Source organism: Chitinophaga pendula (assembly GCF_020386615.1).
GTDB lineage: Bacteria > Bacteroidota > Bacteroidia > Chitinophagales > Chitinophagaceae > Chitinophaga > Chitinophaga pendula.
Map to the genome: position 1 here is coordinate 5,217,190 of NZ_CP077769.1, position 25,752 is coordinate 5,242,941.

At 46.3% G+C, this 25,752-nt stretch carries 26 protein-coding genes; 16 read left to right on the forward strand and 10 right to left on the reverse strand.

Annotated features, from left to right (window positions below; translation table 11 throughout):
• Positions 1 to 20 precede the first annotated feature (20 nt).
• Both KTO58_RS19095 and KTO58_RS19100 read left to right on the forward strand, forming a co-directional pair.
• Positions 21 to 1,454, forward strand: a complete 1,434-nt coding sequence (locus KTO58_RS19095) for a RagB/SusD family nutrient uptake outer membrane protein (RefSeq protein ID WP_198315185.1) — start codon at positions 21 to 23, stop codon at positions 1,452 to 1,454.
• A gap of 57 nt (positions 1,455 to 1,511) precedes the next feature.
• Positions 1,512 to 2,513, forward strand: a complete 1,002-nt coding sequence (locus tag KTO58_RS19100) for a cyanophycinase (RefSeq protein WP_225859830.1) — start codon at positions 1,512 to 1,514, stop codon at positions 2,511 to 2,513.
• A gap of 236 nt (positions 2,514 to 2,749) precedes the next feature.
• Here the strand turns inward: KTO58_RS19100 and KTO58_RS19105 are convergent, their stop codons facing one another.
• Positions 2,750 to 3,658: an ATP-grasp domain-containing protein gene (locus KTO58_RS19105; protein ID WP_095837847.1), complete on the reverse strand. Its 909-nt coding sequence runs from the start codon at positions 3,656 to 3,658 to the stop codon at positions 2,750 to 2,752.
• 113 nt (positions 3,659 to 3,771) lie between these two features.
• On the opposite strand from KTO58_RS19105, the gene pdxR reads away from it, so the two are divergent.
• Genes pdxR through KTO58_RS19125 form a run of 4 tightly spaced genes read left to right on the forward strand, consistent with a single transcriptional unit; the run spans position 3,772 to position 7,207 of the window.
• On the forward strand, positions 3,772 to 5,277 hold the full coding sequence (gene pdxR / locus KTO58_RS19110; protein ID WP_225859831.1) for a MocR-like pyridoxine biosynthesis transcription factor PdxR: 1,506 nt from the start codon (positions 3,772 to 3,774) through the stop codon (positions 5,275 to 5,277).
• Between the two features lie 6 nt (positions 5,278 to 5,283).
• Positions 5,284 to 5,907, forward strand: a complete 624-nt coding sequence (locus KTO58_RS19115) for a DNA-3-methyladenine glycosylase (protein ID WP_095837845.1) — start codon at positions 5,284 to 5,286, stop codon at positions 5,905 to 5,907.
• Positions 5,908 to 5,921: 14 nt separating this feature from the next.
• Complete coding sequence (locus tag KTO58_RS19120; RefSeq protein WP_157752854.1) at positions 5,922 to 6,197, forward strand: hypothetical protein; 276 nt, start codon at positions 5,922 to 5,924, stop codon at positions 6,195 to 6,197.
• A gap of 56 nt (positions 6,198 to 6,253) precedes the next feature.
• Complete coding sequence (locus tag KTO58_RS19125) at positions 6,254 to 7,207, forward strand: hypothetical protein (RefSeq protein ID WP_157752853.1); 954 nt, start codon at positions 6,254 to 6,256, stop codon at positions 7,205 to 7,207.
• A gap of 48 nt (positions 7,208 to 7,255) precedes the next feature.
• Here the strand turns inward: KTO58_RS19125 and KTO58_RS19130 are convergent, their stop codons facing one another.
• On the reverse strand, positions 7,256 to 10,393 hold the full coding sequence (locus KTO58_RS19130; protein WP_095837842.1) for an efflux RND transporter permease subunit: 3,138 nt from the start codon (positions 10,391 to 10,393) through the stop codon (positions 7,256 to 7,258).
• Between the two features lie 192 nt (positions 10,394 to 10,585).
• On the opposite strand from KTO58_RS19130, the gene KTO58_RS19135 reads away from it, so the two are divergent.
• From KTO58_RS19135 to KTO58_RS19150, 4 genes are all read left to right on the forward strand, one after another.
• Complete coding sequence (locus tag KTO58_RS19135; protein WP_095837841.1) at positions 10,586 to 10,945, forward strand: winged helix-turn-helix transcriptional regulator; 360 nt, start codon at positions 10,586 to 10,588, stop codon at positions 10,943 to 10,945.
• Between the two features lie 186 nt (positions 10,946 to 11,131).
• A complete protein-coding gene (locus tag KTO58_RS19140) occupies positions 11,132 to 13,192 on the forward strand; it encodes a S9 family peptidase (RefSeq protein WP_095837840.1) in 2,061 nt (686 codons plus the stop codon).
• Positions 13,193 to 13,207: 15 nt separating this feature from the next.
• A complete protein-coding gene (locus KTO58_RS19145; protein ID WP_095837839.1) occupies positions 13,208 to 13,765 on the forward strand; it encodes a DUF4265 domain-containing protein in 558 nt (185 codons plus the stop codon).
• Positions 13,762 to 14,100: an ADP-ribosylation/crystallin J1 gene (locus KTO58_RS19150; RefSeq protein ID WP_095837838.1), complete on the forward strand. Its 339-nt coding sequence runs from the start codon at positions 13,762 to 13,764 to the stop codon at positions 14,098 to 14,100. The genes KTO58_RS19145 and KTO58_RS19150 overlap by 4 nt, the downstream gene beginning before the upstream one ends.
• A gap of 16 nt (positions 14,101 to 14,116) precedes the next feature.
• Here KTO58_RS19150 and KTO58_RS19155 read toward each other — a convergent pair whose 3' ends face one another.
• From KTO58_RS19155 to KTO58_RS19180, 6 genes are all read right to left on the reverse strand, one after another.
• Positions 14,117 to 15,016: a hypothetical protein gene (locus KTO58_RS19155; RefSeq protein ID WP_095837837.1), complete on the reverse strand. Its 900-nt coding sequence runs from the start codon at positions 15,014 to 15,016 to the stop codon at positions 14,117 to 14,119.
• The gene (locus KTO58_RS19160) at positions 15,013 to 16,248 is read right to left on the reverse strand and encodes a hypothetical protein (protein WP_095837836.1); all 1,236 of its coding nucleotides are present in this window, start codon (positions 16,246 to 16,248) and stop codon (positions 15,013 to 15,015) included. The genes KTO58_RS19155 and KTO58_RS19160 overlap by 4 nt, the downstream gene beginning before the upstream one ends.
• A gap of 3 nt (positions 16,249 to 16,251) precedes the next feature.
• Entirely contained in the window at positions 16,252 to 16,656 is a 405-nt protein-coding gene (locus KTO58_RS19165) for a tellurite resistance TerB family protein (protein WP_095837835.1), read from the reverse strand.
• Positions 16,657 to 16,745: 89 nt separating this feature from the next.
• Complete coding sequence (locus tag KTO58_RS19170; protein ID WP_095837834.1) at positions 16,746 to 17,081, reverse strand: YegP family protein; 336 nt, start codon at positions 17,079 to 17,081, stop codon at positions 16,746 to 16,748.
• Between the two features lie 16 nt (positions 17,082 to 17,097).
• Positions 17,098 to 18,210 (reverse strand): SUMF1/EgtB/PvdO family nonheme iron enzyme, encoded by a 1,113-nt coding sequence (locus tag KTO58_RS19175; RefSeq protein WP_095837833.1) that lies wholly within the window; start codon positions 18,208 to 18,210, stop codon positions 17,098 to 17,100.
• A gap of 20 nt (positions 18,211 to 18,230) precedes the next feature.
• Positions 18,231 to 19,172, reverse strand: a complete 942-nt coding sequence (locus tag KTO58_RS19180) for a caspase family protein (RefSeq protein ID WP_095837832.1) — start codon at positions 19,170 to 19,172, stop codon at positions 18,231 to 18,233.
• 256 nt (positions 19,173 to 19,428) lie between these two features.
• On the opposite strand from KTO58_RS19180, the gene KTO58_RS19185 reads away from it, so the two are divergent.
• From KTO58_RS19185 to KTO58_RS19205, 5 genes are all read left to right on the forward strand, one after another.
• Positions 19,429 to 19,908, forward strand: a complete 480-nt coding sequence (locus tag KTO58_RS19185) for a hypothetical protein (protein ID WP_095837831.1) — start codon at positions 19,429 to 19,431, stop codon at positions 19,906 to 19,908.
• Positions 19,909 to 20,570: 662 nt separating this feature from the next.
• The gene (locus KTO58_RS19190; RefSeq protein WP_095837829.1) at positions 20,571 to 21,392 is read left to right on the forward strand and encodes a sensor histidine kinase; all 822 of its coding nucleotides are present in this window, start codon (positions 20,571 to 20,573) and stop codon (positions 21,390 to 21,392) included.
• A complete protein-coding gene (locus tag KTO58_RS19195; protein ID WP_095837828.1) occupies positions 21,389 to 22,057 on the forward strand; it encodes a response regulator transcription factor in 669 nt (222 codons plus the stop codon). The genes KTO58_RS19190 and KTO58_RS19195 overlap by 4 nt, the downstream gene beginning before the upstream one ends.
• Before the next feature lie 372 nt (positions 22,058 to 22,429).
• Positions 22,430 to 22,825 carry a ribosomal maturation YjgA family protein gene (locus KTO58_RS19200; protein ID WP_095837827.1) on the forward strand — a complete coding sequence of 132 codons (396 nt, stop codon included), beginning with the start codon at positions 22,430 to 22,432 and terminating at the stop codon, positions 22,823 to 22,825.
• Positions 22,826 to 22,923: 98 nt separating this feature from the next.
• Positions 22,924 to 23,667: a hypothetical protein gene (locus KTO58_RS19205; RefSeq protein WP_095837826.1), complete on the forward strand. Its 744-nt coding sequence runs from the start codon at positions 22,924 to 22,926 to the stop codon at positions 23,665 to 23,667.
• Positions 23,668 to 23,746: 79 nt separating this feature from the next.
• Here the strand turns inward: KTO58_RS19205 and KTO58_RS19210 are convergent, their stop codons facing one another.
• The gene (locus KTO58_RS19210) at positions 23,747 to 24,376 is read right to left on the reverse strand and encodes a class I SAM-dependent methyltransferase (RefSeq protein ID WP_095837825.1); all 630 of its coding nucleotides are present in this window, start codon (positions 24,374 to 24,376) and stop codon (positions 23,747 to 23,749) included.
• A gap of 156 nt (positions 24,377 to 24,532) precedes the next feature.
• The gene (locus KTO58_RS19215) at positions 24,533 to 25,285 is read right to left on the reverse strand and encodes an SDR family NAD(P)-dependent oxidoreductase (protein WP_095837824.1); all 753 of its coding nucleotides are present in this window, start codon (positions 25,283 to 25,285) and stop codon (positions 24,533 to 24,535) included.
• Between the two features lie 90 nt (positions 25,286 to 25,375).
• On the opposite strand from KTO58_RS19215, the gene KTO58_RS19220 reads away from it, so the two are divergent.
• Complete coding sequence (locus KTO58_RS19220) at positions 25,376 to 25,732, forward strand: winged helix-turn-helix transcriptional regulator (protein WP_095837823.1); 357 nt, start codon at positions 25,376 to 25,378, stop codon at positions 25,730 to 25,732.
• Positions 25,733 to 25,752 lie beyond the last annotated feature (20 nt).

The following is a 25,752-nucleotide window of genomic DNA, read 5'->3' on the forward strand; positions in this document are numbered from 1 at the left end:
AAGCAATTAAACAGTACAATATGACCTCCAGATATATTTTGAATAAACTGATGATCTGTCTGCCTTTGCTGGCATTAGGTTTGGGCAGTTGCAACAAGAAACTGGGCCTCTCTCCTACCGATACGATAGATGCCGGTAAGGCTTACCGGACGATAGAGGATCTGAATGCCGGGTTGACCGGTGCATATGCATCGCTTACTAATAATACGATCCGGAATGTGTCGTTGACGTCGGACGAGTGTATGCTTCCCGATGATAATTCTACCGGGAAGTATGTGGCTAGTTTTCGCTGGCAGTATGATCCCAGCAGTACTACTATTACGGATGCGTGGCGCTATTTGTATGTTACTATCGACCGATTGAACCGTGTGTTGGCGGCGGCGGACCAGATTACGGTGCCGGCGGGTAAGGAGCCATTACGTAAACAATATAAGGGGGAGTTGCTGGCATTGCGAGCTTATTGTCACCTGGAGTTGTTGCGTCAGTTTGCGGAGAAATATGAGGCCGGTGCGATGGGTATTCCATATATGACTGCCTCTGTGTTGAGTTATCCGGAGCGGAATGATTTCGGGACGGTGATCCGGATGATCCATGCGGACCTGGAGCAGGCGAAGACGTTATTGCCGGCATCTTTGCAGGACCGTTCGAAGCTGACATTGCCGGCGGTGAGTGCGATACAGGCGAGGACGGCCTTGTATGCGAAGGACTGGGTACAGGCGGCGACGTATGCACAAGCAGCGATCGATCAGTTGCCATTGGCTAGTCCGGCAGATTTTAAGGCGATGTGGGCACGTAGTCAGCGGCGGAATGATGCGGAGGTATTCTGGCGTATCCTGGCGGAGCCAGGTGATGAGCAGGCGCAGGATGGGGATGGGCTGGCAGGGAGCATCTATTATGATACCCGTCAGATACTGTTGTATGCACCTTCTTTTGAGTTGATCCGTACGCTGGATGAGGCGAACGATGTTCGATTTGCGGCTTATATCAAGCGGCGGGATGAAGGAGCGCCTTACAAGGCACCTTTTATAGTAAGCAAATACCAGGGTAATATGAATGTGACGCCTAACCTGGCGGATATGATCCCTTTCCGTACGGGAGAGATGTACCTGATACTGGCGGAGGCGTTGGCCGAGCAAGGCAGAACAGATGCGGGAGCGACGGCCTTAAATACTTTACGGGCGGCGCGTATCACTGGTTACACTAACCAGACTTTCAGCGGTAAGGATGCGTTGATCACGGCTATTTACGAAGAGCGATTTAAGGAGCTGGCTTTTGAGGGGCATCGTTTTTTTGATCTGCGGCGTCGGAACCTGCCGATAACCCGGGATGCCGATGATGCGGCGAATGCTATCGGCGCCAAGCTGCTGAACCCGACGGATGCGCAATATGTGTATCCTATACCGGATGCGGAGATAAGGGCTAATAAACACATGATACAGAATCCACATTATTAAGTTGTATAAATCGACAGAGAGATGTTAAACGGAATAACTTTAGGGCTATTAGCCAGTATGGCAGCTGTATTTTTCTCGCCAGTGGCGCGGGAGGTTAAAGAGGAGCGGCGGCCGGCTTCTTTGGGATTGCTCGGTGATCCTGCGGATGTGAAAACACCTGTAAAGGGAGGAGTGGCGCTTATCGGTGGCGGCGACCAGGTGGATGCTATTTTCAAGTGGTTGATAGCGCGCAGCGGTGGTGGAGATGTAGTCGTGATACGGGCTACCAACTATGATGTGTACAACGCTTATATAGATAGCCTGGGGGGAATCAATTCGGTAGAAACTTTAAATATCAATAGCCGGGAGCTAGCGGATAATGACACGGTAGCGAATACGATCCGGAATGCGGAGATGTTGTTTATTGCCGGCGGTGACCAGTCCAACTACATGCGTTATTGGAGGGGTACGAAGACAGCGGCGGCCATCAACTACCTGCTGAAGGTGAAGAAGGCACCGGTGGGAGGCACGAGTGCCGGTTGTGCGATATTGGGCAGCTTGTATTACAGTGGAGAAGACGGCAGTGCTGTTTCTGATGAAGCGCTGGCTAATCCTTTTTATCCGTTGGTAAAGGTGTATAACAACGATTTTTTACAAGCTCCTTATTTGCAAGGTGTTATCACGGATCAACATTACCTGGCACGTAAGCGGGAAGGTCGGCATGTGGCCTTTATGAGCAGGATCGTTCATGACTGGGGCTTGTATCCCAAGGGCATCGCAGTGGATGAGCGTACAGCTGTCTGCATTGACGACCAAGGTATCGGCACTGTTATCGGATTAAGCAAGGCTTATTTCATTGCTTCTTCCCGTGGAGCCGGGCCGGAAAAGTGTACGCCGGGTCAGCCATTGACCTGGGATCGTCAGCAGGGCGCCTTGCAGGTATATGAGATCGCCGGGAGTGAGCAAGGGAATGGCCGATTTCCGGTAAAAGGATTTGACATGCGGCGTGCCCAGGGAGGTCAATCGTATCATTGGTGGGTGATAGATGGCGTTTTACATCAGCAACCATTAAACCGTTAGTATATCCTCTAAGTTCTAGGGATGTTTAATTCAGCGCCGGTCTTTCTGACCGGCGTTTTTTATTCCCCGAAAGGGGACCTAGGATATAGGAATGTTATAGGAGAATTAAGCGAGAGGTGGACCGGAGGTATAGGAATGTTATAGGAGAATTAAGCGAGAGGTGGACTTGTGATAGCGGAAAAGGAAGGGGCCGGCCCAGGTATTAGCATGGTTTCCTGACCGACCCCGATGTATACTTATTCTATCGTATGTAATTGTTTGGGCTGTTGTAGTTGTCCGCAGCGATGTACCAATGCCTGATAGTAGCGTTCGTAGCTGGACGGATCGCTATCGAGGAATAGCAGTGGCTCGATGAGTTCCAGTTCCATCAAGGTAAATTGGTCATTGATCACGATACCATCTACGCGAGCGTAGAGGCTGTCTGGTGCAAAGCGGGTGAGGAAAGCGCGGGCGGCTGCTACCAACGAGGTGTCAGGTACCCGTGCTTCTACTATACCGCCATGGTAATGCTGTACACGGAAGTCTTCCGGTTTGGGAACTTTCAGTACCGCGTGACTGAATGATCCGTTAAAGAATAGCAGTGACCACTCCCCTTCTTTGATCTCCTTAATAAAAGGTTGCACCATGAAAGCCTCTGTTTGCAGCAGTTCGGTTACATGTGAGGATTGGGTTGCTATTTTATCCCGGGTAATGACGATGGTATTTTTAGCACCACCGCTGATGCAGGGTTTAACGATCAATTTGTCGGTATTGAATGCGTCAAAAAATCCCGCCAGATCAGGTTGGGTTCCCTGTTCCAGGTATTGGGAGGGAATAACGGGGAAACCTGCGGTTATCATATCACTGAGGTAGTGTTTATCGCTATTCCATTTAACGGTATCATAGGTATTGAGCATGGTTATACCGGCATCTTTCAGTTGTTTCAGCCAGGCATAGAATTCTTGGATGCGATCGAAATAGTCCCAGGGGGATTTGAGCAAGACCAGGTCGTAACTGGTCCAGGTTACGTTGGTATCTGTCCATATTTCCCGGGTGATATCCAATCCTTTTTCCTGGAGGAAAGTTAAGAGGCGGCTATCTTCATCGGGGATGGATTCTACCACATAACGTTCCTGTATTTCGTAGCAGATGTAGGCTATTTTCATGTTGGTCCTCCTGATTTTTGGTTCACATATTACGGTTGACCCGACAAAATTAGTCGTATATTGGCTCTATAAAAAGAGCCATTTTTACAAATATTAATGGTACCATTATAGATATGAGCAAGATATCACCGGAGATACCATTACCTTTTATTTCACTGGATCGTACGTTGCCGGCGCCTTTGTACCGGCAGTTGTACGAGGGTATCCGGAACAGTATTTTCAGTGGGATGTTGAAGCAAGGTGAGCGGATGCCATCGACGCGGACATGGGCGGAGGAATTGTCGGTATCCCGGAACTGTGTGATGCAGGCTTTTGATCAGTTGTTGCTGGAGGGGTTCCTGGAGGGGCGGGCTGGTGATGGGACGTATGTTTGTAAGCAGCTACCGGAGCTGCCTAAACGTCCGGCGGCTGAGGTGGGTGAGGAGGAGGTGTTACCGGCGCAGGTGTTGCCTCCGCCTGAGATCAGGACAGCGTATTGGTTGCCGGGGGATGTAATGGAGCGGGACAGTGAGACAGAGACGTTTCTGCCATTCCAGTTATGTGTACCCTCTCTGGATGCTTTTCCGTTTGCTACCTGGTCGAAGATCAGCTCAGCTACGTACCGGGATATCCAGTTGTTGCACCTGGGGTATAATGATGCCCAGGGGTATCTGCCGTTGCGGGAGGCGCTGGTGGATTATCTGCGTATCAACCGGTCTATCCGTTGTACGGCCGAGCAGATTGTGATCGTGAACGGATCGAGGCAGGCGTTGCAGTTGGCGATGCAGGTGTTGTTGTCGCCAGGCGATGAGTGTTGGATGGAAGATCCCGGATATAATGCGGTGAAGACGGCTATTATGCAGCGAGGAGCGAAATTATGTCCGGTGCCGGTGACTACGCAGGGTATTGACATTACGTATGCCAGTACGCGTTATCCGAATGCGAAGCTGGCGTATGTAACTCCCTCGCATCAATATCCGTTGGGGGGTACTATACCCTTGAGTGAGCGGTTGCGATTATTACAATGGGCATCGACTAACCGGATGTGGATCATAGAGGATGATTACGACAGTGAGTTCCGTTATAACGGGCGGCCGATCCCGGCGTTACAGGGTTTGGACACAAACGGTAATGTGATCTATGTGGGGACTTTCAGTAAGGTATTGTTTCCGGCATTGCGGCTGGCTTACCTGGTGTTGCCTACGCAGGAGGTAGCCCGGCATTTTAAGATTGCGAAGGCTGTGGCGGACCGTCATAGTCCGTTGATCGAGCAGCGGGTATTATCTACTTTTATTACGGGAGGGCATTTTGAGCGGCATATGCGCCGGATGCGGGTATTATATAAAAAGCAGCAGGATACGCTGATCCGGTTGCTGCAGCAACATTTATCGCATGAGGTAACGATTGCGGCGGCGGATGCGGGTATGCACCTGGTGGTGTGGTTATTGCGTGATATCCCGGATATGGTGGTGGTGCGGGCTGCGGCGGCGCGGCGACTGATTGTATTTCCGGTGACGGAGTTTGTTGTACAGTTTCCGCAGCGGCCGGGGTTGTTGCTGGGGTTTACAGGATTTACGGAGGAGCAGCTGGAGCAGTCCGTATTGTGTTTAAAACAGGTATTTGCCGATATAAGCAGCTGATCGTTTATGGAAAAACTAACATATGATTTTTATAACCGGGCGGATGTATTACAGATAGCGCGGGAGTTGCTAGGTAAGGTGGTGGTGAGCCGGTTTGACGGGCAGTTTACTGCGGGTCGTATTGTGGAGGTGGAGGCCTATGCGGGTGTGGGGGACAAGGCCAGTCATGCGTATGGTGGCAGGCATACAGCCCGTACGGCTATCATGTATGCTGCTGCGGGGCATGCGTATGTGTACCTGTGTTATGGTATACATCACTTATTTAACATTGTCACGAATGAAGCGGGCACACCTCATGCGATACTGGTGCGGGGGATTGCGCCGGTAGCGGGTATTCCGCTGATGTTACAACGTAGCCGTAAGCCGGTAGCGGATCATTCGCTGGGCCGTGGTCCCGGGAATGTATCCAAGGCGCTTGGCATTGCTACGGGCCATACGGGTGTAAGTCTTCTTGGGGAGGAGCTGTATATTGCGGATGACGGTTATGTGGTGACCGCCAAGGATATTGCTACTACGGCGCGGATAGGCGTGGATTACGCGGGCGCCGATGCGTTGTTGCCGTACCGTTTTGCGATAAAGGGGAATCCTTATGTAAGTGGTAATAAGAAAGCGAATACATCTTTAGTATAATAGTCATGATGAATATGTTTAAAAAGATCGCGCCGGATAAGTGGAAACATTTTTATGTAGGCATCGTTATGGGAGCTGTATTACAGGGTATATCATGGTATCTATTCCCCTTAGCACCGCTGACGGCTACACTTGCTGCGCTGGGAGTTGTTATAGCTATCAGTTATGGCTTTGAGTTGTTTTCGCTGATCACTGGTATGGGGCATTATGATGTAATGGATGCGGTGGCCAGTGTGATCGGTGGTGTGTTGGGGATGGGAGCAGCGATAGCGCTGTTATTGCTATGGTAGGTAATAAGGCATAAAAAGGGTATATTGTCTATTATCGTTCATTTAATCTTCCCTGTATGCGATCCCTCCCCTATTTGCTTTTCTATTGTTTTTCATTTGTCTTTCTTTTAGGTTATCCCTTCTCTACTTATGCGCAGACGGCGCATTACAAGTGGGCGGGTGCGTGGCAGCCTGTGCGTAAGAGTGCCGGTGATGGTATTACGGCATTGGATATCAAGATAGGTCAGTTTATCACCTTACCAGGTCAAGGTGCGCTGGCGCAGGTGATATTTAATGTGCAGAATCGTTTTCCGGCATCCCGGCCCTGGGCTACCTGGGCGGTGGGGGATCTGACGCAGCTGACGCCATCTTATGCCGGGCTTTCCGAACGGGATCATGACAATTATCTCCGGCATATGGACAGTCTTGGCGTTGCGGTGTTCCTGGAAATCTTTCCTTTTAAGGCACATGCCGGTAAGGGGCGGGTGGCCAGCGATATACCAGGTATGATCGACCAATGGCTGGGTAAGTTCAAACATCATCCCTGTATCGTTGGTATGGGTATAGACCTTGAATATTTGGGGAAGGCGACGGATTCTATGGCGCAGTCCTGGGATGAGAAAATAAAAGTCCATCATCCCTCCTATCGTTTATTTCTCCGTCACTACCAGGCGGAATATATGCCCCCTCAATATCGTGGAAAGGGAGATTTGTTATTTATCAATGATGCGTCGGAAGGCGCTATTACTGACCTCAATGCGGGATTTGCTGCGTGGGCGAATCGTTTTGCGCCTACTGCCTGTGCATTTCAGATCGGTTATCCGGCTGATGAGGATGGGATGGACGGCCATCATGCGACTGGCTGGTGGAAGTTGCAGGACCCGATACGTGACTGGGGTAATGCGATATTGCCGCTTATCAAAGATACGCGGCAGGAGTTGGGGTTGATATGGGTGACGGCTTTGTCGGGAAAGACCTATCATCAGCAATGGGATCTTACCAGGGGCGCCAGGCTTCCCGGGCGCAAATAATAATACTTCCTGTGCTGACAATGTCAGCACAGGAGGTATTTGGTCTTATCACAATTTTGCTATTGCCAATGCGGGTAGTCTATGTTTATTACCGAATATTTTTTCCTGTAGTGCCTGAAAGATGATGAATAGCACGGGAGTGATGAACACTCCTAATACGACGCCGAACAACATTCCGCCGATGGCGCCGGAGGCGATGGCCACATTTCCTTGTTCTGTAGCTCCTTTTGCAAACAGTAATGGCAGCATTCCTGCTATAAAGGCTAGGGAGGTCATCAGAATAGGTCTGAGGCGGAGCCTGGCAGCTTCGAGTGCGGCTTCTACCAGTGGGTGTCCGGCTCTTCTTCTTTGTACGGCGAATTCAACGATCAGGATAGCGTTTTTGGCCAGCAGGCCGATAAGCATGATCAAGGTGATCTGCACGTAGATGTTATTGGAGACACCCATCCACCAGATAAAGGTAAAGACGCCCAGTATGCCGGTGGGTAGTGTGAGCATCACTGCCAGTGGCAGTACATAACTTTCGTACTGTGAGGAGAGCAGGAGGTATACAAATATCACACACAATCCGAACACGAAGACGGTCTGGGAGCCGGCTGCCTGTTCTTCTCTTGCCATACCTATATATTCATGCGCATATCCATGGGGTAGTTGCGATGCGACCTGGTCGATCGTCTTCATCGCATCGTCGGAGGAATATCCTTTTGCGGCCTGTACGCTGATGGTGATGGCATTGGACTGATTGAGGTGGTTGATCACTTCGGGACCGAATACCCGCTTCAGTTGGGCGACGGCGGTCATAGGAACCATTTCTCCCTGTTTATTCTTCACCTGTATATATTGCAGGCTTTGTTCATCTACCCGGAAGGGGATGTCTGCCTGTACGACTACACGATAATATTTACCAAATCGGTTGAAGTCGGAGGCGTAGATGCTGCCGTAATATGCCTGCATGGTGGACAGTACGTCACTTACTTCCAGCCCGAATTGTTTGGCCCTGACGTCGTCGACATCCAGCTGGTACTGTGGGTAGTTGGCATTAAAGGAGGTATAGGCGGTACCTATCTCTTTTTGTTTCAGCAATGCTGCTATGAACTTATTGGCCTGGTCTGCGAGTTTTGTGATGGGAGCGCCGGTATTATCTTTCAATACTACATCCAATCCATCTATGGTACCGAAACCCTGTACGGTAGGCAGGTTAAAGGTATAAGAGTTGCCTTCGGGGAGGCCGTAGAATATTTTGTTGACTGAGTCAGCGATGGCGTTGATGTCTGCGAATTTTCCTCTATCTTTTTTTGGTTTGAGGGCGGTATACATGGAGCCGAATGACGGGGATACGCTTGCGGACATTAGATTTTCGCCTACTACGATGGAGGTAAAGTCTACTCCATCTATTTTGCTGACCAGGTGTTCTACGCTATCGAGCAGCTTTTTGGTGCGGGTGTATCCGGCGCCGGGGGCCAGATTGACAGTAGATATCAGCGTGCTCTGGTCTTCTGTGGGGATGAATGCTTTAGGTACTTTTTGCGCCAATATGACGGTAGCGATTACGATCACTACCAGTCCACCCATTGTCCACCCTTTGTGACGAATCAGTACCTGAGCGGCACGGATGTATTTAGCGGTAGCGGCATCGAAGCCAAGGTTGAACAAGTGGAATATGCGACGTATCCCTTTTTGATCGTTTGTGTGGCCCGCTTTCAGCAGGATGGCACATAAGGCGGGGCTGAGGGTAAGGGCGTTGATGGCGGAGAGGATGATGGCGATGGCCAGGGTAAAAGCAAACTGGCGGTAGAACATGCCTACCGGGCCATCTATGAGGCTAACGGGGAGGAATACGGCAGCCATCACCAGGGTGATCGAAATGATCACGCCGGTGATCTCGCTCATGGCGCTGACGGTGGCATTACGCGGTGGTACGTTGTGGCCTAATTTTGTGTGGACGGCTTCAACGACGACTATTGCGTCGTCGACGACAATACCGATTGCCAGTACCAGCGCGAAGAGAGTGAGCATATTGATGGTAAGGCCCAGTAGTTTCATGAAGAAAAAGGTACCTACGATGGACACGAGTACGGTGATAGCCGGTATGATAGTAGAGCGAAGATCCTGCAGGAAGATAAACACCACGATGAACACGAGGATAAAAGCTTCTATGAAAGTATGTTTTACCTGGTCTATTGCTTCGTCCAGGAATGTTTTGGTGCTGTAACTCACTGTATAGTCCAGGCCTGCGGGAAAGGACTTCTTCGCTTTTTTGAGTAGGTTGAATATGGCGGTCTGGATATCGTTGGCATTGGAGCCTGGTACCTGGAAGACGAAGATGCCGGCATCGGGGCGTCCTCTGCTGGAGACGGCGGCGGCGTAGGCATGATCGAGGGAGCCCAGTTCGATACGTGCTATATCTTTGAGGCGGAGTATTTTTCCATTTTCATCTGCCCGTATGAGCAGGTTTTCATAGTCGGGTTCCTGGTTTAGTTTGCCTTTGTATCGGATAGCATATTCGTATGCGACGTTGCTACCTTCTCCTAATCTACCGGGTGCTGCTTCCAGGTTTTGGTTGTTGATGGCTTCAATGACTTCCTGGGGGCTGATGCGATAGGCGGTAAGCTGGGCGGGGTTGAGCCATATGCGCATGGCATAGTCTTTACTACCGAAAAGGGCGGCTTTACCGACACCCTGTATACGTTGTATCTGAGGGATGAGATTAATCAATGTATAGTTATTCACGAATTCTCCATCGTATCTGTCATCGGAATAAATGTCGATGAACATGATCATGCCATTCTGTTGTTTGGCGGTGATAACGCCCGCCTGGAGGACTTCTTTAGGCAGTTGGTTGGAGGCTTGTGCTACGCGGTTCTGTACGTTGACGGCCGCCTGGTCCGGGTTGGTGCCTTGTTTGAAAAATACGGTGATGGTGAGGGTTCCATCGTTGGAGGAGGTGGAGGACATGTAGGTCATGTTTTCCACCCCGTTAATGACCTGTTCCAATGGGGTGGCGACGGCGCGTGCCATTGTTTCGGCATTGGCGCCTGGGTAGCGTGCGGTAACGGCTACTGCGGGAGGGGCTATATCGGGGAAAGTTTCCATGGGGAGACTTTTCAGAGCGAGCAAGCCCAGTAAAAATATGATGACAGCGACGACTGTGGCCGACACAGGACGGTCTATGATCTTTTTAAACATTGTAAGATACTATTAGCAGTTAACCGGGCGGCCGCTCCGTATATTGATTTATTTTTGCGGTACAAATTTCCCTATTAATTAAAAGGCAGTCAATCGGGGAATAAAGATTCCTATATGGAAAAATTTGACCACATGTGCTGGTGGCCTGTTTAGGGAAAAGAATATCTTTGAAGGGACTGAAAATTCTTTTTTATGTATGTGAAGAAGCTACCGGAACAGCCGGAATATTATGGGGTGACTACGACGATGAATGTGCTTAAAGGTAAGTGGAAGCCCTGTCTGCTGGAAAGTATTCACGCCGGGATACGCCGACCAAGTGAATTACTCCGGAGCATTCCGGAGGCGACCCTTCGCGTGCTAAATCTGCAGCTGAAGGAGCTGGAAGAGCTGAATATTGTTTACAAAAAGATCTATCCGCAAGTACCTCCCAAGGTGGAATATTATTTAACGGAATGGGGAGAACGGCTGATACCTGTTATTACACAGATGGAGCAATGGGGTATGGATTATTCGAAGCAGGAGGTCGCTCACTGCGAAGTAAAGACATCATAGATCATTCGCTGGATAAGAAGATACCCATCTTGTACAAAGAAAACGCCCCGCTGCTCTTCCATTTATAAACAAATGGTCTACAAAGGATTACACTTAGTTCATGTGACTACTTAAGGTGCTTGTTTCCGGCATTTAAGGAGGATAAGGGGATTGCTTTTGTACATTTAATGCTGCTAAACACTGCCTATGCGATATATACTGTTATTATTACTTTTTGTGCACACTACTGTTTATGCGCAAAAAAATGCTTCTATTCCTTTTGAAAAGTGGATCAGCCTGCAATCTTCCTTTGCGCCGGTTATTTCTCCGGATGGCAAGACGGTGATCTATTCTGTCAATACTACTGACTGGGCCAATAACAGCTATGACTGGGAGATCTGGATGAAGCGGGAAGGCGATATGCCCATACAGCTCACCCGTACGGCCAAGGGTACGAGCAATGCAGCCAGGTTCACCCCTGACAGTAAGTATGTGAGTTTCCTCGCCGACAGGGGCAACAAGAACCAGTTATATATCATCTCGATATATGGCGGAGAGGCGTTGCAGGTGACGCAAGAAGAGGAAGGTGTGAATGACTACCGGTGGAGTCCTGACGGCAAGCAGGTTGCTTTTATAAAAACGGCTGGTGATAGTCCGAAGGAGAAAGCGACTAAGGAGCGTTTTGGCGGATTCAGTATTGAAGGGCAAGAATATAAGCAGAATCATTTGTGGGTTGCCAACTTTCATATGGACTCTATCCTGTTGGCCGGACAGTATCCTTGTTATACGAAAAAGGATTCCAGCGGCGGCAAGCCGACGATCCCCTGTACTAAACTGCCTGTAGGGCAACGGCTGACACAAGGTGATTTTTCGGTGAACGGATTTGACTGGAGTCCTGATGGTAAAAAGATCATTTTCAATCAGCAGATCAATCCGCTGATACTTTCAGATATCAGTTCAGACATAGTATGGGTAGATGTGTCCAGCAAGAAAATGGATACATTGGTGCAGCATCCTACCGGAGACTTTTTTTCCAGCTGGCAACCAGATGGGAGAGCTTTTCTCTATTATAGTGCGGTAGACGACTCTACCACCAATTTTTATAAAAACAACCGGTTGTTCATTTACGAAATTGGTAGCCGTCGGAGCAAAGAGATCGCTACTGATATCGACGAATCCAAAATGGCAGCGGAGTGGCACCAACAAGGCATATTTGTACGGGCATTCGACAAGAATAAGATAAAGCTGTATAGTATAGATGCAAAGGGTGGTAACAGCAAGGTCATTCCTATCTCCCTAGATCTTGTAAACGGTGTTGCCTTTAGCAAGAACACGAACAAGGTGGCTATCTCCGGCAGGAACTATGCGGACTTACAAGAAATATATACTGCTGACAACCTGCAACAGCCATTGAAAAAGATCACTAACAGTACACAGCAGATAGCAGGATGGAATACGCCGGTCAATGAGCTCATCAGTTGGAAGAGTAAAGACGGCGCTACTATAGAAGGTGTATTGCTGAAGCCACGGGATTATGATGCGAATAAGAAATACCCTTTGTTGGTACTGATCCATGGCGGGCCTACGGCTATCGATCTTCCTGATCCGACGCCGACATATGTATACCCGGCGATGCAATGGATCGAGAAAGGGGCGCTGGTATTGCGGGTGAACTACCGGGGCAGTACGGGTTATGGTGAAAAGTTTCGTTCGCTGAATGTGGGTAATCTTGGTGTGGGTGACATGTGGGATGTGGTAAGTGGCGTTGAGTATCTTCAGCAAAAGGGGATGATAGACACTTCAAAAATGGGCTGTATGGGTTGGAGCCAGGGCGGTTATATTTCTGCCTTCCTGACTACCAACACGCATCTGTTTAAGGCTATTTCCGTAGGTGCGGGTATCTCTAACTGGGTGACCTATTATGTGAACACAGATATCACGCCATTTACGAGACAGTATTTGAAGGCGACGCCCTGGAGTGATATGAACATTTACCTGAAGACTTCGCCTATGACAAATATCAACAATGCGAGTACACCAACGTTGATCCAGCACGGTGAGTTCGACAAGCGTGTGCCGGTTCCCAATGCGTATGAATTATACCGGGGATTACAGGACAGGCATGTGCCCAGCCAGCTGATCATCTACAAGGGATTCGGGCATGGCATCAGCAAGCCCAAGGAGCGACTGGCTGCGGTGTGGCACAATTGGCTGTGGTTCAATAAATATGTATTCGGAGAATCGGATGAAACGATACCAGCGGAATAACGTTATCTCTATTTTATGCTGATAAGCGCCCCGGAGCAATTTCTTCGGGGCGTTTGCATTCATGATGTAGAAATATTCCCTATCTTCCGCCCTGCTTTTATCAACAGACCGCCGATGCACGAATTTGTTAAGATACTATTCCGCTACCATAGCAGTATACTGGAGGAGCTGACTGCCGAGAGCCTGTGGGCGATCCCGATCGACAAAGCCAAGGGGCATTATGAAATTGACAGCATTCCTTTGTATGCACCGATTGTGACTAAAGGTGATATTGTCTTTGCTACCTATGAAGTGAACGAGCCAACTCTTGTATACCAGGATACTATTCTACCCTCTGGGAGTTCTACGATACAGGTCATTATGATGAGCTCTTCCAAAGATGTGGAGGCGATCCGGCAGTTATTCAAGCTGATGGGTTGTTCCAGTGCAGTTGTGAACAACAATTATTTTGTTATACATGTACCGGCGGCACTTGACTACATGCCGGTGAAACGTAGACTGGAGCAACTAAGCAAGTCTGGTACACTGGACTATGCAGAGGCATTGTTATCGGAAAATCATCAATACGTGTGAAGACTATTACCCTTTACCGGCCTACGGGATTGCAGGAGTTGTTACTGATTGCAGACAGCGGATTTAAAGCCTTTCCTCCCCGATTGTCCTGGCAGCCTATATTTTATCCTGTACTGAATCAGGCTTATGCCGAGCAAATTGCTTTTGAATGGAACATACATGACGAATTTTCGGGATACTGTGGTATTGTCACTTCTTTTGAAGTAGACGAAGCCCATGTACAAACCTATGCTGTGCAAAATGTGGGCGATAACCTGCATAACGAGCTATGGGTAGCTGCGGAGCAACTGGTGACCCATTCGTACCGCCGGCAGATCCGGTACTGGCAGCACTGATATTATGTAAAGCGAGTTAGCTTTCGAGGAAACTGTGTATCTTTTTTTGGGTAGATTCCGGTAGGTCGCTGTTGATAATTTTCCATCTTTTCACTTTCATTTCCGAGAACCATTTGTCCAGCACTTTGCGGATAATATCTTCATCGTTCCTATTTTCGGGAGAGGGTGCTACTTCGAGTACGAGTACCTCCAGCTGGTTAAGATCATCCCGTTTGCTGATCAGGCCGAAGTCAAGTTTATCGATGGTTTCGGACCACTTTTTATCTTTCCGGAGATTATACTTATCGAATAAACCTGGTAATATGTAGGCGTAGCGATTGGCATCGTTATCCTTTGAATCCTGGTGATATATATATCCATCGGTGAAGACTACCAATATATTACGATAGGTGGTATCACTGTCGACAGCCACGTCTTTTACATCGTTCTTAAAGAAACGCCAGATATCAGATCCTGGCCATTGTGCCTGGCTGATGGTAGTCTTGTATATGTTTCCGATATTCTCTGCTACAGTAGCTGCCAGTGTCTTATACACTGTTTTCTTTTCTTTAGGCTCCATGTCCGACAGGTCAATATTCAGCTTTTTTGCAGCGAGATTGATACCCGGATCGGGAGGATTCGGGTGGAATATCACTCTTATTTTTCCTTTCGTAGCATAGGCGTTTTCCACTGTCATTTGGCGGAGGAAGTAATCTGTCAGGTAGCTGATCAGTGTGCTATCTCTTTCGAAATGTTGTGGCTGGCTGGGATTACTTCTAGGATCGATCCGGTCTGACAGGTCCAACAGTATGGTGAGGTTGATCTGTTTCTTCCCTTTTGTTGCCTGGGTGCTGGTCTGTTGTGCAGGAGCATCCTTCTTTGTATCTGCGGAAGTGCATCCGCCTAATATGATGGCTATTATCAACAAGTATTTCATGCGTTAGTGATTTGAGGAGTGGTGTATATGGTTACGTTAACGAATTCGTGTACGATGGTCTCTGCTGCTTCCAGGTCTACGTGGCTTTTTCCGCTACCTTTCATCCAGGCCAGCCAGCCGGCCAGGAAACTGAATATTTCTTCCTTGAAATCGGAAGGTAAAGCACCACCATTGTCCAACACTTCGTTTAGTTTATTGATTTGCGTTTTGGTACTATCTATGTGATGGGTCATTTTTTCAATGGCTTCGTTGATCTCATGTAGCTTAGCATGTTCATTCCGGATCTCTATATCTTTCTGCCGGAGTGCCACTTTGAGCTTGTCTATCTTGTTATAAGCATCCAATACGAAGTCGAATACAAATCCCCATATAAGGTATACGATGAATCCTGCGAAAATGATGATCCAGAAATTGACAGACTTTGCAGCCAGAGGGATTGAGAATTCCGGCATGTCAGTGAAGGCCCCTTCACTTTTAATATTGTATATTTTTTCGGTGATGTCATAAGCCATAATAGCATCGAACAGGAAGGTGATCACTACCAGGAATCCGATCCTCACGAATTTCATATATCCCTTTGCTTCGTTCATCTTGTGTATCAGGTATCCCAGTCCCAGGAATACAAAGGGAATGGTGAGGATGAGCACTAGTTCTGTGACGCCATCATTGAGGGCTCTGGAGATGGCTTGGGCGTCAAAAATGGAGTTCGCTACACCGATCTGGTTTAGGGTAAACTCTTTAAAAAAGGCCGAGTAAGATGCGGAGCTATAGAAAACGAACAGGTATACGGTCAGGAAAATGAGGATGATCATACCGATATAAAAGCTGGGCTTTGCGGTAAGGTCGCCTACTATTTCCTGGGGATTGCTTCTGATATGTCCTTTTTCTTCTTTCAGAGACTCTATTTTCTGTTTGATCGCCGGTATATCTTCTTCTCTGAATTTCTTTATTTTATTTTCCCACCTGTTGATATGTCCTTTATGTTCTTCCAGCGCTATTCTGGTCGGCTTTTTCAGCTCCTCCTGTTTTCCGAGATCGTCTTTCATTTTCTCTTTAAAATTGAAATAGACTTTCTGCAGACATACTCTTAGGCCAGGGATGCTACCACCTAACAAGTACGCCTGGTGATGACCATAATCCTGATAATTGACCTTATCTACGACAGGCGGAGGTGGTGCGGGCGTTGTTATAATCTCTTTTACCGCGAATAGTCCTTTAATTTTTAGTTCCATGATTTAGATGTTTTGGGATACGGTGGATAATATTTGTTCTTTGGGAGTATTCTTAAAGGCTTCGTCCAACAGGTATTCGCATATCTGTGGGATATTTTCCTCTTTAAAGCCCAGGCGGGCGCAGAATAGTTCCAGGGCTTTTCTTTCTTCCGGTTCGATACATCCATCGGCCCAGGCGATCAGGCTGAGGTCATAGAGGCAATCTACTTTTTCGAGAATAGTCTGCGGTATTGTGTTCCGGGGCTGGTCTGAATCGATCAGCAGCTTATCCATATCGGAGCGGCTTACTCCTCTGGTCTCGCCGATCCGGTACAACATTTCAAGTTCTTTCACATCTACCTGGGCATCGGAAAGAGCCATATGATAGAGGTGAAGGAAGTGATCTTTTAATTCCTGTGTTAATGACATACGCTATTTTTTGTAGTGATCAATGTGTGATTGGGGGATAAGGCGGAGAGTAGCAGGAGGTGGCGTATTGGCTTCTCCTGCTACTTTAATCAGGTTCTGTCATCGACAGGGGCAACGGGTGCATTTTTTTTTACGGAAGCGATGCCATTTTCGCGTGCTTCCCGGGTGTTATAGCTTTCGCTGCTACCGATGATCTGGCCATTTGCGGCCTTGAGGTTAAATGTGTAATGCCCGGTGTTGTCTTTACGCTCGTAGCGTACGTCGAAGGGGGCATTTTCTTTAACAGATGCTATTCCGTTGATAGCGGATTGTCTTTGTACATACATTTCGCTACGGAGGATGATTTCTCCATTTCCTGCTTTCAGGCGAAAGTAGTATTGTCCGTTTGCTGTACTTTTCAGCAATTCAAATTGAGGATTACTCATATTATAAGGGATTTGATTATTCGTCCCAGGCGACCCGGAAACCAATATAGGGGGACCTGGTGTCGGGATGTTCTTTGGAGCGGAAGCTAACCGCCAGTTCGTTGAGGGGGCTGATCCTGTCTATATAGGCGCCCCCTCTTACTGCCTTCCAGGTTTCGGCGGCATCGATCCAATCATTACACCATTCTGCGACATTACCGGTCATATCAAAGAGGCCGAAGTCATTCGCTACTTTTGTTGCTACCTGTTCCGGGTGGTCTTGCCTGTAGACAGCGACTTTAGCCGCATTATTACCACCACTGTATTTAGCGGTTTGGCCTGCGCTTGCTGCGTATTCCCATTCGGTTTCGGTAGGCAGGCGGCCTTTTTTCCATTTACAATAGGCCAAGGCTTCGGACCAGGTGATATTTGTGACTGGCGTATTTCCATCTGACAGGGGGTCTTGCGGGGGCATATCCATTTTCTGTTCCTGGCAGAATTCCCGATATTCAGTTATTGTCACCTCGGTAGCGCTGATAAAAAAGGGATTGATATTAGCGCTGATACCGTTGGGTACGATGGCCATCTTCTTACCTACCGGGCTCGCGAAAGCTGTTTGCATCAATGGTTGTATGTGTTTCTGTTTATCAATCGATCGCTGATAGCTCAATGACCATATTAGTGCCAGTGCCAATAACAAGACAGGGGCAATACGGCTGATGGCACGTACTCTCTCTGTCCGCTTGTATTTTTTTATTTTCTCTTTTATTCCGACAGCTATTTGTTCAGGGTTATTTTCCCAATTATAGTGCAAGGTGTGGTTGGAAATTCCATCTATAGGAGTATTGTCCAGCTTAAGCTGCACTATAGGAGTTCCTTCCTCTTTTGCGCGATTAAGTACCATTTGTAGCTCTACTTTCGCCCAATACTTTTTGACAGAGCGCTTACTTGTTACAACCAACACACTACGAGATTGCTTTCCGTAGACCTCCATTGTGATACCCATAATGTTTTGGCCGGCATTGTCTTCATCTCTGTAATAGTAAACGCTTAAATTTTCCTTTCTCAACGCTGGCGCAACCAGGTCTGCCACCTGACAATCTTCTTCTGCCACTGATATCGCTACATCGTATTTGTATCGGCCTATCATGGTCTGTTGGCATTATTGGTTCACAATCTGTTGCTCTGGATCAGCTTCCAGTAATAAGCCCCCAGTGTCGTCAGGCGGCAACTTTTGCTTTTCATTGCTGCCCAGTACATATACTCTTCTCCTACCGGTTCTACGAGACCTACTAGTTGCATCCTGCGTAATATTTTGAATTTGTTGATATTTTCTTCATTTGGTTGTTCGGTGGTGTATTCATAGCTGGGGTCCAGTAAGAACTCGTTTTCTGGTTTAGGGAAGAAGGTAGATAGTTTCCTTAGTTCCAGGGGAGGTACTATTGGTGTTGTCTTCCGCAGGCTGATGGCCCGTACGATATTGGCTTTAAATACGGGACGTTGTTTCCAGGCACCTAATGCTTTGTCTATGTAGCTGTACATATTGGCAGCGGTTACTTCGCCGGCTATGTCTGCGGCGCCCCCGTTCAGCGCTTCTATCAGTAATTTGGTAAATACTCCCTGTCCACCAACCTCCATAGACGTTTCTGTTTGCTGGCTGGAGGCTAGGATAATGACACCTTTTTCCAGGAAGGCAGCGGTATTAGTAGCTATTGCAGGTGTTCCCATTGCGCCGGCATGGCAACAGTCGAGGATAACAACTTTATGTCTCGCCGGAGAGAGGCTTACTATTTTCAGTATTTCGTCCATTGAGATGCCTTCATCATAGCGGTTAAAATCGGGTGTCATGATATAGCCACCGGCATCAGTTATGCAGCCATGTCCAGAAAAATAAAAGAGGCTTACTTCGTCCTCACCTTTGAAAGCATCGAATATCAATGATTTAAGGGACGCTTTGGTTTTGACGTCTTTACTGAGCATGACGTCAAAATTGGGGGAGCCATCTGCATTCGTATTGAGTAATCCGGCGACGCTTATGGCATCATTCACACAACCTCTCAGGCGGGCATGGCCCGGGTATTCATTAATTCCTACAACAAGTGCTTTTCTCATTTGTTAGTTAGTTTGATGGGGGTAGATATAAGGGTTTCGTAATTACACTTCAAAGGTTGCACAGTATTGTGACGGAAAAAACCTGTGTGGGAGGGGAAAAATCCCCTTTTTTAATGCCGACCGGATAATCCCCTAGTGTGGGAGAGGATTTTTCCGGTATTTGATGTGGGCTGTTTTTTTTGAGTAAGTAGTGGGCTAGTTTCGCAGTGTAAACAGTTTACACCCCATTTTTCTTCACTCAATTAAATAAAAACTCATGGAACAACAAACTACTGTAAAACCTTTACCTTATTTCTACGTGGGTCAACAAATCACTACTGACCGTATTCAGCGTTTCCAGGATCAGAAACACCCTTTACTAAGCAAGGTTATTGGCAAACCTGATACTAAATCCGTATGGTACTCTAAAGAGCACTTTGTAAAACTGCTGGAGGAGATCGAATATGCGAACGGCGATGGCATTTGTGTGCATTTTGGCACTTATGAGGAAGGGCATCAATATGCCGGACAAACCTGCCTGCTGTTCATCACCACCCGTACTGATCCCAACGGACGATCCTCCGGCCATGTTAATGTAATACTGGAGGAAGAGGAAGATTTCCCACAGCGTTCTTCTCTTAAGAGAGAAATTATCCTGTTCCCTGGTGATAATGGTACAGGAGATGACAGGGATTTCAACCTGGGTTCTCCCTGCCCTCCCCGTTGTGATGGTGATCCTTTCGGCAAGATTAAGTAACTTAAATGAATGTTGCGTGTCTTGAAATATGAATATCTATATCTATTTCCCTTATTGCTTAGCGCCATTTTCAGCCTGAAGACGTTCCGGCAGAAATGGCCTAAGCCATATCAATTATTCGCATGTTTGGTGATTCTGACACTTTTTACGGAGTTGCTGGCGATCTCATGGAAATGGTATCTGCATAAAATGCTCACGTGGGATTATTCAAAGAATAACTTTTGGATCTATAATATATTTATAACTGCCCGACTTGGTTTACTATTGATTATTTTCCACCATATCCTTCATTCTCGCTGGGTTAAAAGAGCCATCGCTTATACAGGCCCATTATTGGTAGTGTTTGGGATATTGAATTACCTGTACATTCAAGGTATCTATCAGTACAATACATACAGTGTCATTTTTGCACATATTCCCATTATCATACTATGCCTTTCTTATTTCAAACAGTTATTGGAGGAAACCAGCATTATTGCATTACATAAAGAGCCATTGGTCTGGATGACATTGGGGACCTTCATATACCATGCAGCGTCTCTCCCATTCCTGATCATGCTAGGTTTTTTAAACATGCAACATTCGAATTTATCTTTATTGTACTTGCCTATCAATGATACGCTTAATCTATTATTGTGCTCCTTTTACTTAATCAGCTTTTTATGCAAGCCACAACAGACGCTACTTCCCTAACAATAATCATTTCTACGTTTATTGTTCTATCCCTTAGCCTCGCTATTATCTATTTCCTATTCCTGTATCAGCGGAAAAGATTCCGACATCAACAGGAGTTAATGGCGATGCGGGAAGAATACCATAAGACCCTACATGAATCTCAATTAGCTATCCAGGAGCAGATGCTCGATCAAATCTCAAAGGAATTACACGCCAATGTCAGTCACCTGGTATCACTGATCAACATTAACCTATCAGAGATATTGCCACAAAGCCCGGAGAGCCAGCGGGAGAGCATTATTGAAACCAAATCGCTGGCTAAACAGCTGATGGCAGAGCTGAAAGCATTGAGTGCAAGTTTGAATACTGATCACATCAAACATATCGGTTTCGTAAAAGCATTGGAGAATGAACTGAACAGAGTATCAAAGACAAAAAAATATAAGATCAATATTATTAAAAATGGAGAGGAATACCGGATGTTGGCAGAGCATGAGTTTATTCTTTTCCGCCTTTGCCAGGAAGTATTGAACAATGTAGTGAAATATTCAAAAGCTACGGAAGTTTCGACTACTTTTCATTTTTCTGCGGATCAATTTGCATTGACCATTGCCGACAATGGCATTGGGTTTAACGTAGAAGAGGCATTAAACCAAAGTGGAGAAAAACAAAGTACGGGTTTGATCAATATGCGGAAGCGCGCGACTCACATAAAGGCGGCTTTCGATATCCGCAGTGAACTTCAGAAAGGCACTACTGTAAGCATCCATATTCCTCATCCAGAGCAACATAAACTAGCTACTATATGAAACCCCTTACCCCCGCCCTAAATCTGGCACTAGTAGATGATCATAATCTATTCCGGAAAGGTCTCATTAAACTAATTAACCTCTTAAACACCAAGACTAATTATCATATTCTCTTTGAAGCGGAGAATGGCAATGATCTGAAGGAAAAAATGATCCAACCACCCTTCCCTGATATTATCCTGATGGATATTGACATGCCTGACATGGATGGTTTTGAAGCCGTCGAGTGGCTGCAGCGAACACATCCTTCCTGTAAGATATTGGTGGTTTCTATGTTGGAGACCGAAGAAGCGATTCTTCGTATGCTCCGCCTGGGTGTCAAAGGCTACCTATCCAAGGATATCGAAGTGGATGACATGCACAGGGCACTCGAAGCCATTGCGAGCAATGGTTTCTACTATTCGGATCTGGCCACTGAGATCCTGAATCATAATCTAAATGGTACCGGGAAGATGAACACCAGCGCAATCTATCTATCAGAAAACGAAAGGAAATTCTTACAACTCGCGACTACCGAGCTAACATATCATCAGATAGCCGAAGAGATGCACTTAAGTCCGAAAACGATCGACGGTTACAGGGAAGCGCTATTCGCCAGGCTCAATGTAAAAACAAGAGTCACATTGGCACTCTATGCAGTTAGACACGGTATTGTGCAGTTGTAACATTTCCTCTTGGCCCCAAAAAAAGTCAACATGTACAAGATCATTTTCTTGCTATTGGTATCAATACTGATCGCTCCAGCCTTTGACCAGTATACATCTGCCGTTCCAGAACAAGTTATGCATATCACCGTAAGCTATGTCGCGGACTAAAGGCCTGCACTCACGAAATCGAGGTGGTAACTATAGAAGATACCAGAAGATCCGGTCACGAGAAGCCTTGTGGTTTCTGTTATTAACCAGATAGCTTATTACCTGTTTGTCAAGAGCTGCCCGAAAGGGTAGCTCTTTGTATTTCTATATACTTTAAAAGTATTCTTCCATTAGTGTATTACATCATCATTTTGCTATATTGGGTTCAATTAACTGAGCACCATGAAATTTCGCTTTAGCTTCTTATACCTTTCCCTTACTATATTGTTGTTAGTCACGGAAGTATTGATTGCCGTATATGTACATGATGATTTTGTACGTCCTTATATGGGGGATTTCCTCGTAGTGATACTACTATATTGTTTTGTGCGCAGCTTTCTCCAGGCTCCCCTTATACCAGTAGCACTGGCCGTATTGGCTTTTTCCTACCTCATAGAGACATTACAATATTTCAATGTAGTAAAACTGATCGGGCTTGCCCATTCCAGGATAGCTAATATTGTTATCGGTAACTATTTTACTTGGGTAGATATTATATGTTATACATTGGGTATTGCTTTCACCATATTGCTGGAGCGGATCATGTATCAATGGCATGAGCAGCAAAAGGTATCATAATAAGCGAACTGATTATTGGAGCTATTGTGTGTTCGAATCCTTTTCAATATCTTTCCTTACAGTTGTAATCATCCTGTCACCAAATCTAAACAGAAACCATGCAAGACGTACAAAACGAGATCATGCGACTACGTCGCCAGATGCACCATTTCCGCTTATATGCAATCATCACATCCGTTCTTTTATTTGCCTTTATTGCTTACGGCTTTCGTAAGTCTGCACAGGATGACATTCTCAAAAGCCTAAGGGCTGAGAAGATCGAAATTGTAGAACCGGATGGTACTGTCAAACTGTCCCTTTTTAATAAGGATAACTTACCACCTGTGGTTATTAACGGGAAAAAGTTAACACGCTCTGGCGGAGGTGAATCGGGCCTGATGTTTTATAATGAAGAAGGAGAAGAGTGTGGCGGTCTGGTATATTCCGGGAGGGGGCAAAATGGCAAAGGGCAAAACGAGCTCAGCATCACATTCGATAAATACAAGCAGGATCAAATGGTGCAACTATCTTCTATTCAACGGGAAGGAGGTAATGATACCAAAGGACTTACTGTTTTTGAAAGGCCGGATATTCCTATAGACCAAGCATCTGTTTCACTTGATTCAATCCGTGCAAATATCAAAGATCCGAAGGTGCAGCAGCAAGCTATTGAGCAACTGAAAGCTGCCGGCCGTTTTGGGTACACCCGTATGTTTGCAGGGCAGCAGGGGCAGCGTACTGGCATTTTTGTAAGGGATGATAAGGGCAGGATACGGTTGGAGATGATCGTAAATGAGAAAAATGAGCCGGAGATACTATTTTATGATGAGAAGGGAACAGTACACAAGAAAGTGGTTTATTAAAAGGGAGCCATCTGAATATTTACATATAAAAGCCATTCAGGTATACACTTGAATGGCTTCAATTTTTATTCTTCCCTGATTATTTGTTCGTCTCTTTTTTACATTTGATCAGGAAGAAGGGATAGTTCTCCGTTATGTCTGTTATTTCAAATAACCCTGCCTGACCAAATTCAGCCTGAACCGTGTCTTTATCATAAAAAAACATCTTCACTCCGCCGAACATTTCGTAACGATCTTTACTTATTAACTGGCCCTGGCCATAAGTGGGTGCTTCCTTCGTTATAACCGTAAAAACCATATAACCATTATCTGACAATTGATCATAGCAATCGCGGATCAGCTTCTCTCTTTCTTCACTATCTAGCAAATGGATTAATGCATAGCAGAATATACCATCATACTTATTATTATCAAACGGCATATCAGTTACAGATCCGTGATGAATGCACATATCCGGGCCATAATGTTTTTTGGCCATTTCGATCGCCGTTTTAGATATTTCGATACCTGTTACGGTGATACCATTGTTTCTGAATATCTGTGCGTTACGCCCATACCCTATTCCAGGAATAAGTAAATTTTTCACATCTTCTTTAACGAAAAACTCATTTGTAAATATGGCTGATTTTGAGGGTTCGAAACCCCACATCTCCTGTTTCTCTGTGAAGGCTGTTTCCCAAAATTCTGGTTTACCGGTTTCGTTATCCATACGTAATAAGTACAATTTGCAACAAAGTTACAAAATATAACGTATGCTATATCTCCATTTCTCCAGGCTTTCTATTGCGGAGTCGGCTTACACAAAAACAGTAAAGGTCTTTCGGCGCAAATCTCTGAAAGACCTTTTGTTTGTGTACGTATTGAATCAGAATGCATAACGTCTCAACCCACCATCGACAGCAGCAACGATACCTGTAATGTATTTTGCACGGGGAGAGACCAGAAAAGTCGCCATGTTGGCGGCATCCTGTGGTTCGCCAAAGTCACCCAGCGGAATTTCCCGTTCAGCGAATACCTTTCGTTCATCTTCGGAAAAGTTATTACGGACATTTTGTGTATCTAAAAGACCTGGTTGCAAACAATTTACCCTGATATTATATCGTCCCAATTCTCCTGCCAATGCCTTTGACCAGGCTACCACACTTGATTTAGCAACTGCCGAAACATTGATAAACCGTAGCTCATATGTGCTGGTAAGATTCAGGATGACTCCTTGTTTACGTTCTATCATATGTGGCAATAGTTGTTGTGTGAGTTGGCGGGGTCTGTCAAAGTCCAGGGTCATTGATTCCACCCACGGTTCTTCCGGGCTTGTTACGCTTACCGGCCGGCTTCTACCGGCATTGTTAATGAGAATGTCTATTTGCCCCAATGCGGATAACGCAGCAGTAGCGATATTATGAGGACTGTGCGGGTCCATGATGTCCTGTACAAATATTACCGGTTCTATGCCACCTGCACTGATTACTTCATCCCTGAAGTTATTAAGTTTGTTAAGATTTCTTGCGATTGCAAATACCTTTACGCCTTCCAATGCCAGTTCTTTTGCGATGGCTCGTCCCAGGCCCTGGCTTGCGCCGGTGACTATTGCAGTTTTTCCTTTTAAGTAAAGATCCATATAGTATATTTTTCTTTGCAAACCTAGTTAGTTGTTACTAACTTCATCATACATACAACCAATTGTAAGGCACTAACAAACATGTAAGTAATGACAACCAGAAAGAAAAACTCTACCTATACCCGAAACGAGCAATGTATTATAGATTGCGATCTGACCTATGCTGTTCAGAAAATCGGGGGCAGATGGAAGTTATTGTTGTTGGACAAATTGGAGAATAAGAAACTCAGGTTTACCGAGCTAAAAAAAGAATTTTCCTACATATCGGAACGTATGCTTAGTTTACAATTGAAGGCAATGGAGCAGGATGGTCTGGTCAAACGCACTGCATATGCTGAGACTCCTCCGAGAGTAGAATACGAGATGACAGCACTGGCGAAGGAGTTGATACCTATTTTGAACCAACTCAGGAGTTGGGGACATAAACAGCGGAATTCGGTTTTATAACGAATACGCTTTTGTATCAG

Coding starts and splice junctions, on each gene's coding strand:
- KTO58_RS19095 (WP_198315185.1), top strand. CDS start 21: ATGACCTCCAGATATATTTTGAATAAACTGATGATCTGTCTGCCTTTG.
- KTO58_RS19100 (WP_225859830.1), top strand. CDS start 1,512: ATGGCAGCTGTATTTTTCTCGCCAGTGGCGCGGGAGGTTAAAGAGGAG.
- KTO58_RS19105 (WP_095837847.1), bottom strand. CDS start 3,658: ATGAAAATAGCCTACATCTGCTACGAAATACAGGAACGTTATGTGGTA.
- pdxR (WP_225859831.1), top strand. CDS start 3,772: ATGAGCAAGATATCACCGGAGATACCATTACCTTTTATTTCACTGGAT.
- KTO58_RS19115 (WP_095837845.1), top strand. CDS start 5,284: ATGGAAAAACTAACATATGATTTTTATAACCGGGCGGATGTATTACAG.
- KTO58_RS19120 (WP_157752854.1), top strand. CDS start 5,922: ATGTTTAAAAAGATCGCGCCGGATAAGTGGAAACATTTTTATGTAGGC.
- KTO58_RS19125 (WP_157752853.1), top strand. CDS start 6,254: ATGCGATCCCTCCCCTATTTGCTTTTCTATTGTTTTTCATTTGTCTTT.
- KTO58_RS19130 (WP_095837842.1), bottom strand. CDS start 10,393: ATGTTTAAAAAGATCATAGACCGTCCTGTGTCGGCCACAGTCGTCGCT.
- KTO58_RS19135 (WP_095837841.1), top strand. CDS start 10,586: ATGTATGTGAAGAAGCTACCGGAACAGCCGGAATATTATGGGGTGACT.
- KTO58_RS19140 (WP_095837840.1), top strand. CDS start 11,132: ATGCGATATATACTGTTATTATTACTTTTTGTGCACACTACTGTTTAT.
- KTO58_RS19145 (WP_095837839.1), top strand. CDS start 13,208: ATGCTGATAAGCGCCCCGGAGCAATTTCTTCGGGGCGTTTGCATTCAT.
- KTO58_RS19155 (WP_095837837.1), bottom strand. CDS start 15,016: ATGAAATACTTGTTGATAATAGCCATCATATTAGGCGGATGCACTTCC.
- KTO58_RS19160 (WP_095837836.1), bottom strand. CDS start 16,248: ATGGAACTAAAAATTAAAGGACTATTCGCGGTAAAAGAGATTATAACA.
- KTO58_RS19165 (WP_095837835.1), bottom strand. CDS start 16,656: ATGTCATTAACACAGGAATTAAAAGATCACTTCCTTCACCTCTATCAT.
- KTO58_RS19170 (WP_095837834.1), bottom strand. CDS start 17,081: ATGAGTAATCCTCAATTTGAATTGCTGAAAAGTACAGCAAACGGACAA.
- KTO58_RS19175 (WP_095837833.1), bottom strand. CDS start 18,210: ATGATAGGCCGATACAAATACGATGTAGCGATATCAGTGGCAGAAGAA.
- KTO58_RS19180 (WP_095837832.1), bottom strand. CDS start 19,172: ATGAGAAAAGCACTTGTTGTAGGAATTAATGAATACCCGGGCCATGCC.
- KTO58_RS19185 (WP_095837831.1), top strand. CDS start 19,429: ATGGAACAACAAACTACTGTAAAACCTTTACCTTATTTCTACGTGGGT.
- KTO58_RS19190 (WP_095837829.1), top strand. CDS start 20,571: ATGCAAGCCACAACAGACGCTACTTCCCTAACAATAATCATTTCTACG.
- KTO58_RS19195 (WP_095837828.1), top strand. CDS start 21,389: ATGAAACCCCTTACCCCCGCCCTAAATCTGGCACTAGTAGATGATCAT.
- KTO58_RS19200 (WP_095837827.1), top strand. CDS start 22,430: ATGAAATTTCGCTTTAGCTTCTTATACCTTTCCCTTACTATATTGTTG.
- KTO58_RS19205 (WP_095837826.1), top strand. CDS start 22,924: ATGCAAGACGTACAAAACGAGATCATGCGACTACGTCGCCAGATGCAC.
- KTO58_RS19210 (WP_095837825.1), bottom strand. CDS start 24,376: ATGGATAACGAAACCGGTAAACCAGAATTTTGGGAAACAGCCTTCACA.
- KTO58_RS19215 (WP_095837824.1), bottom strand. CDS start 25,285: ATGGATCTTTACTTAAAAGGAAAAACTGCAATAGTCACCGGCGCAAGC.
- KTO58_RS19220 (WP_095837823.1), top strand. CDS start 25,376: ATGACAACCAGAAAGAAAAACTCTACCTATACCCGAAACGAGCAATGT.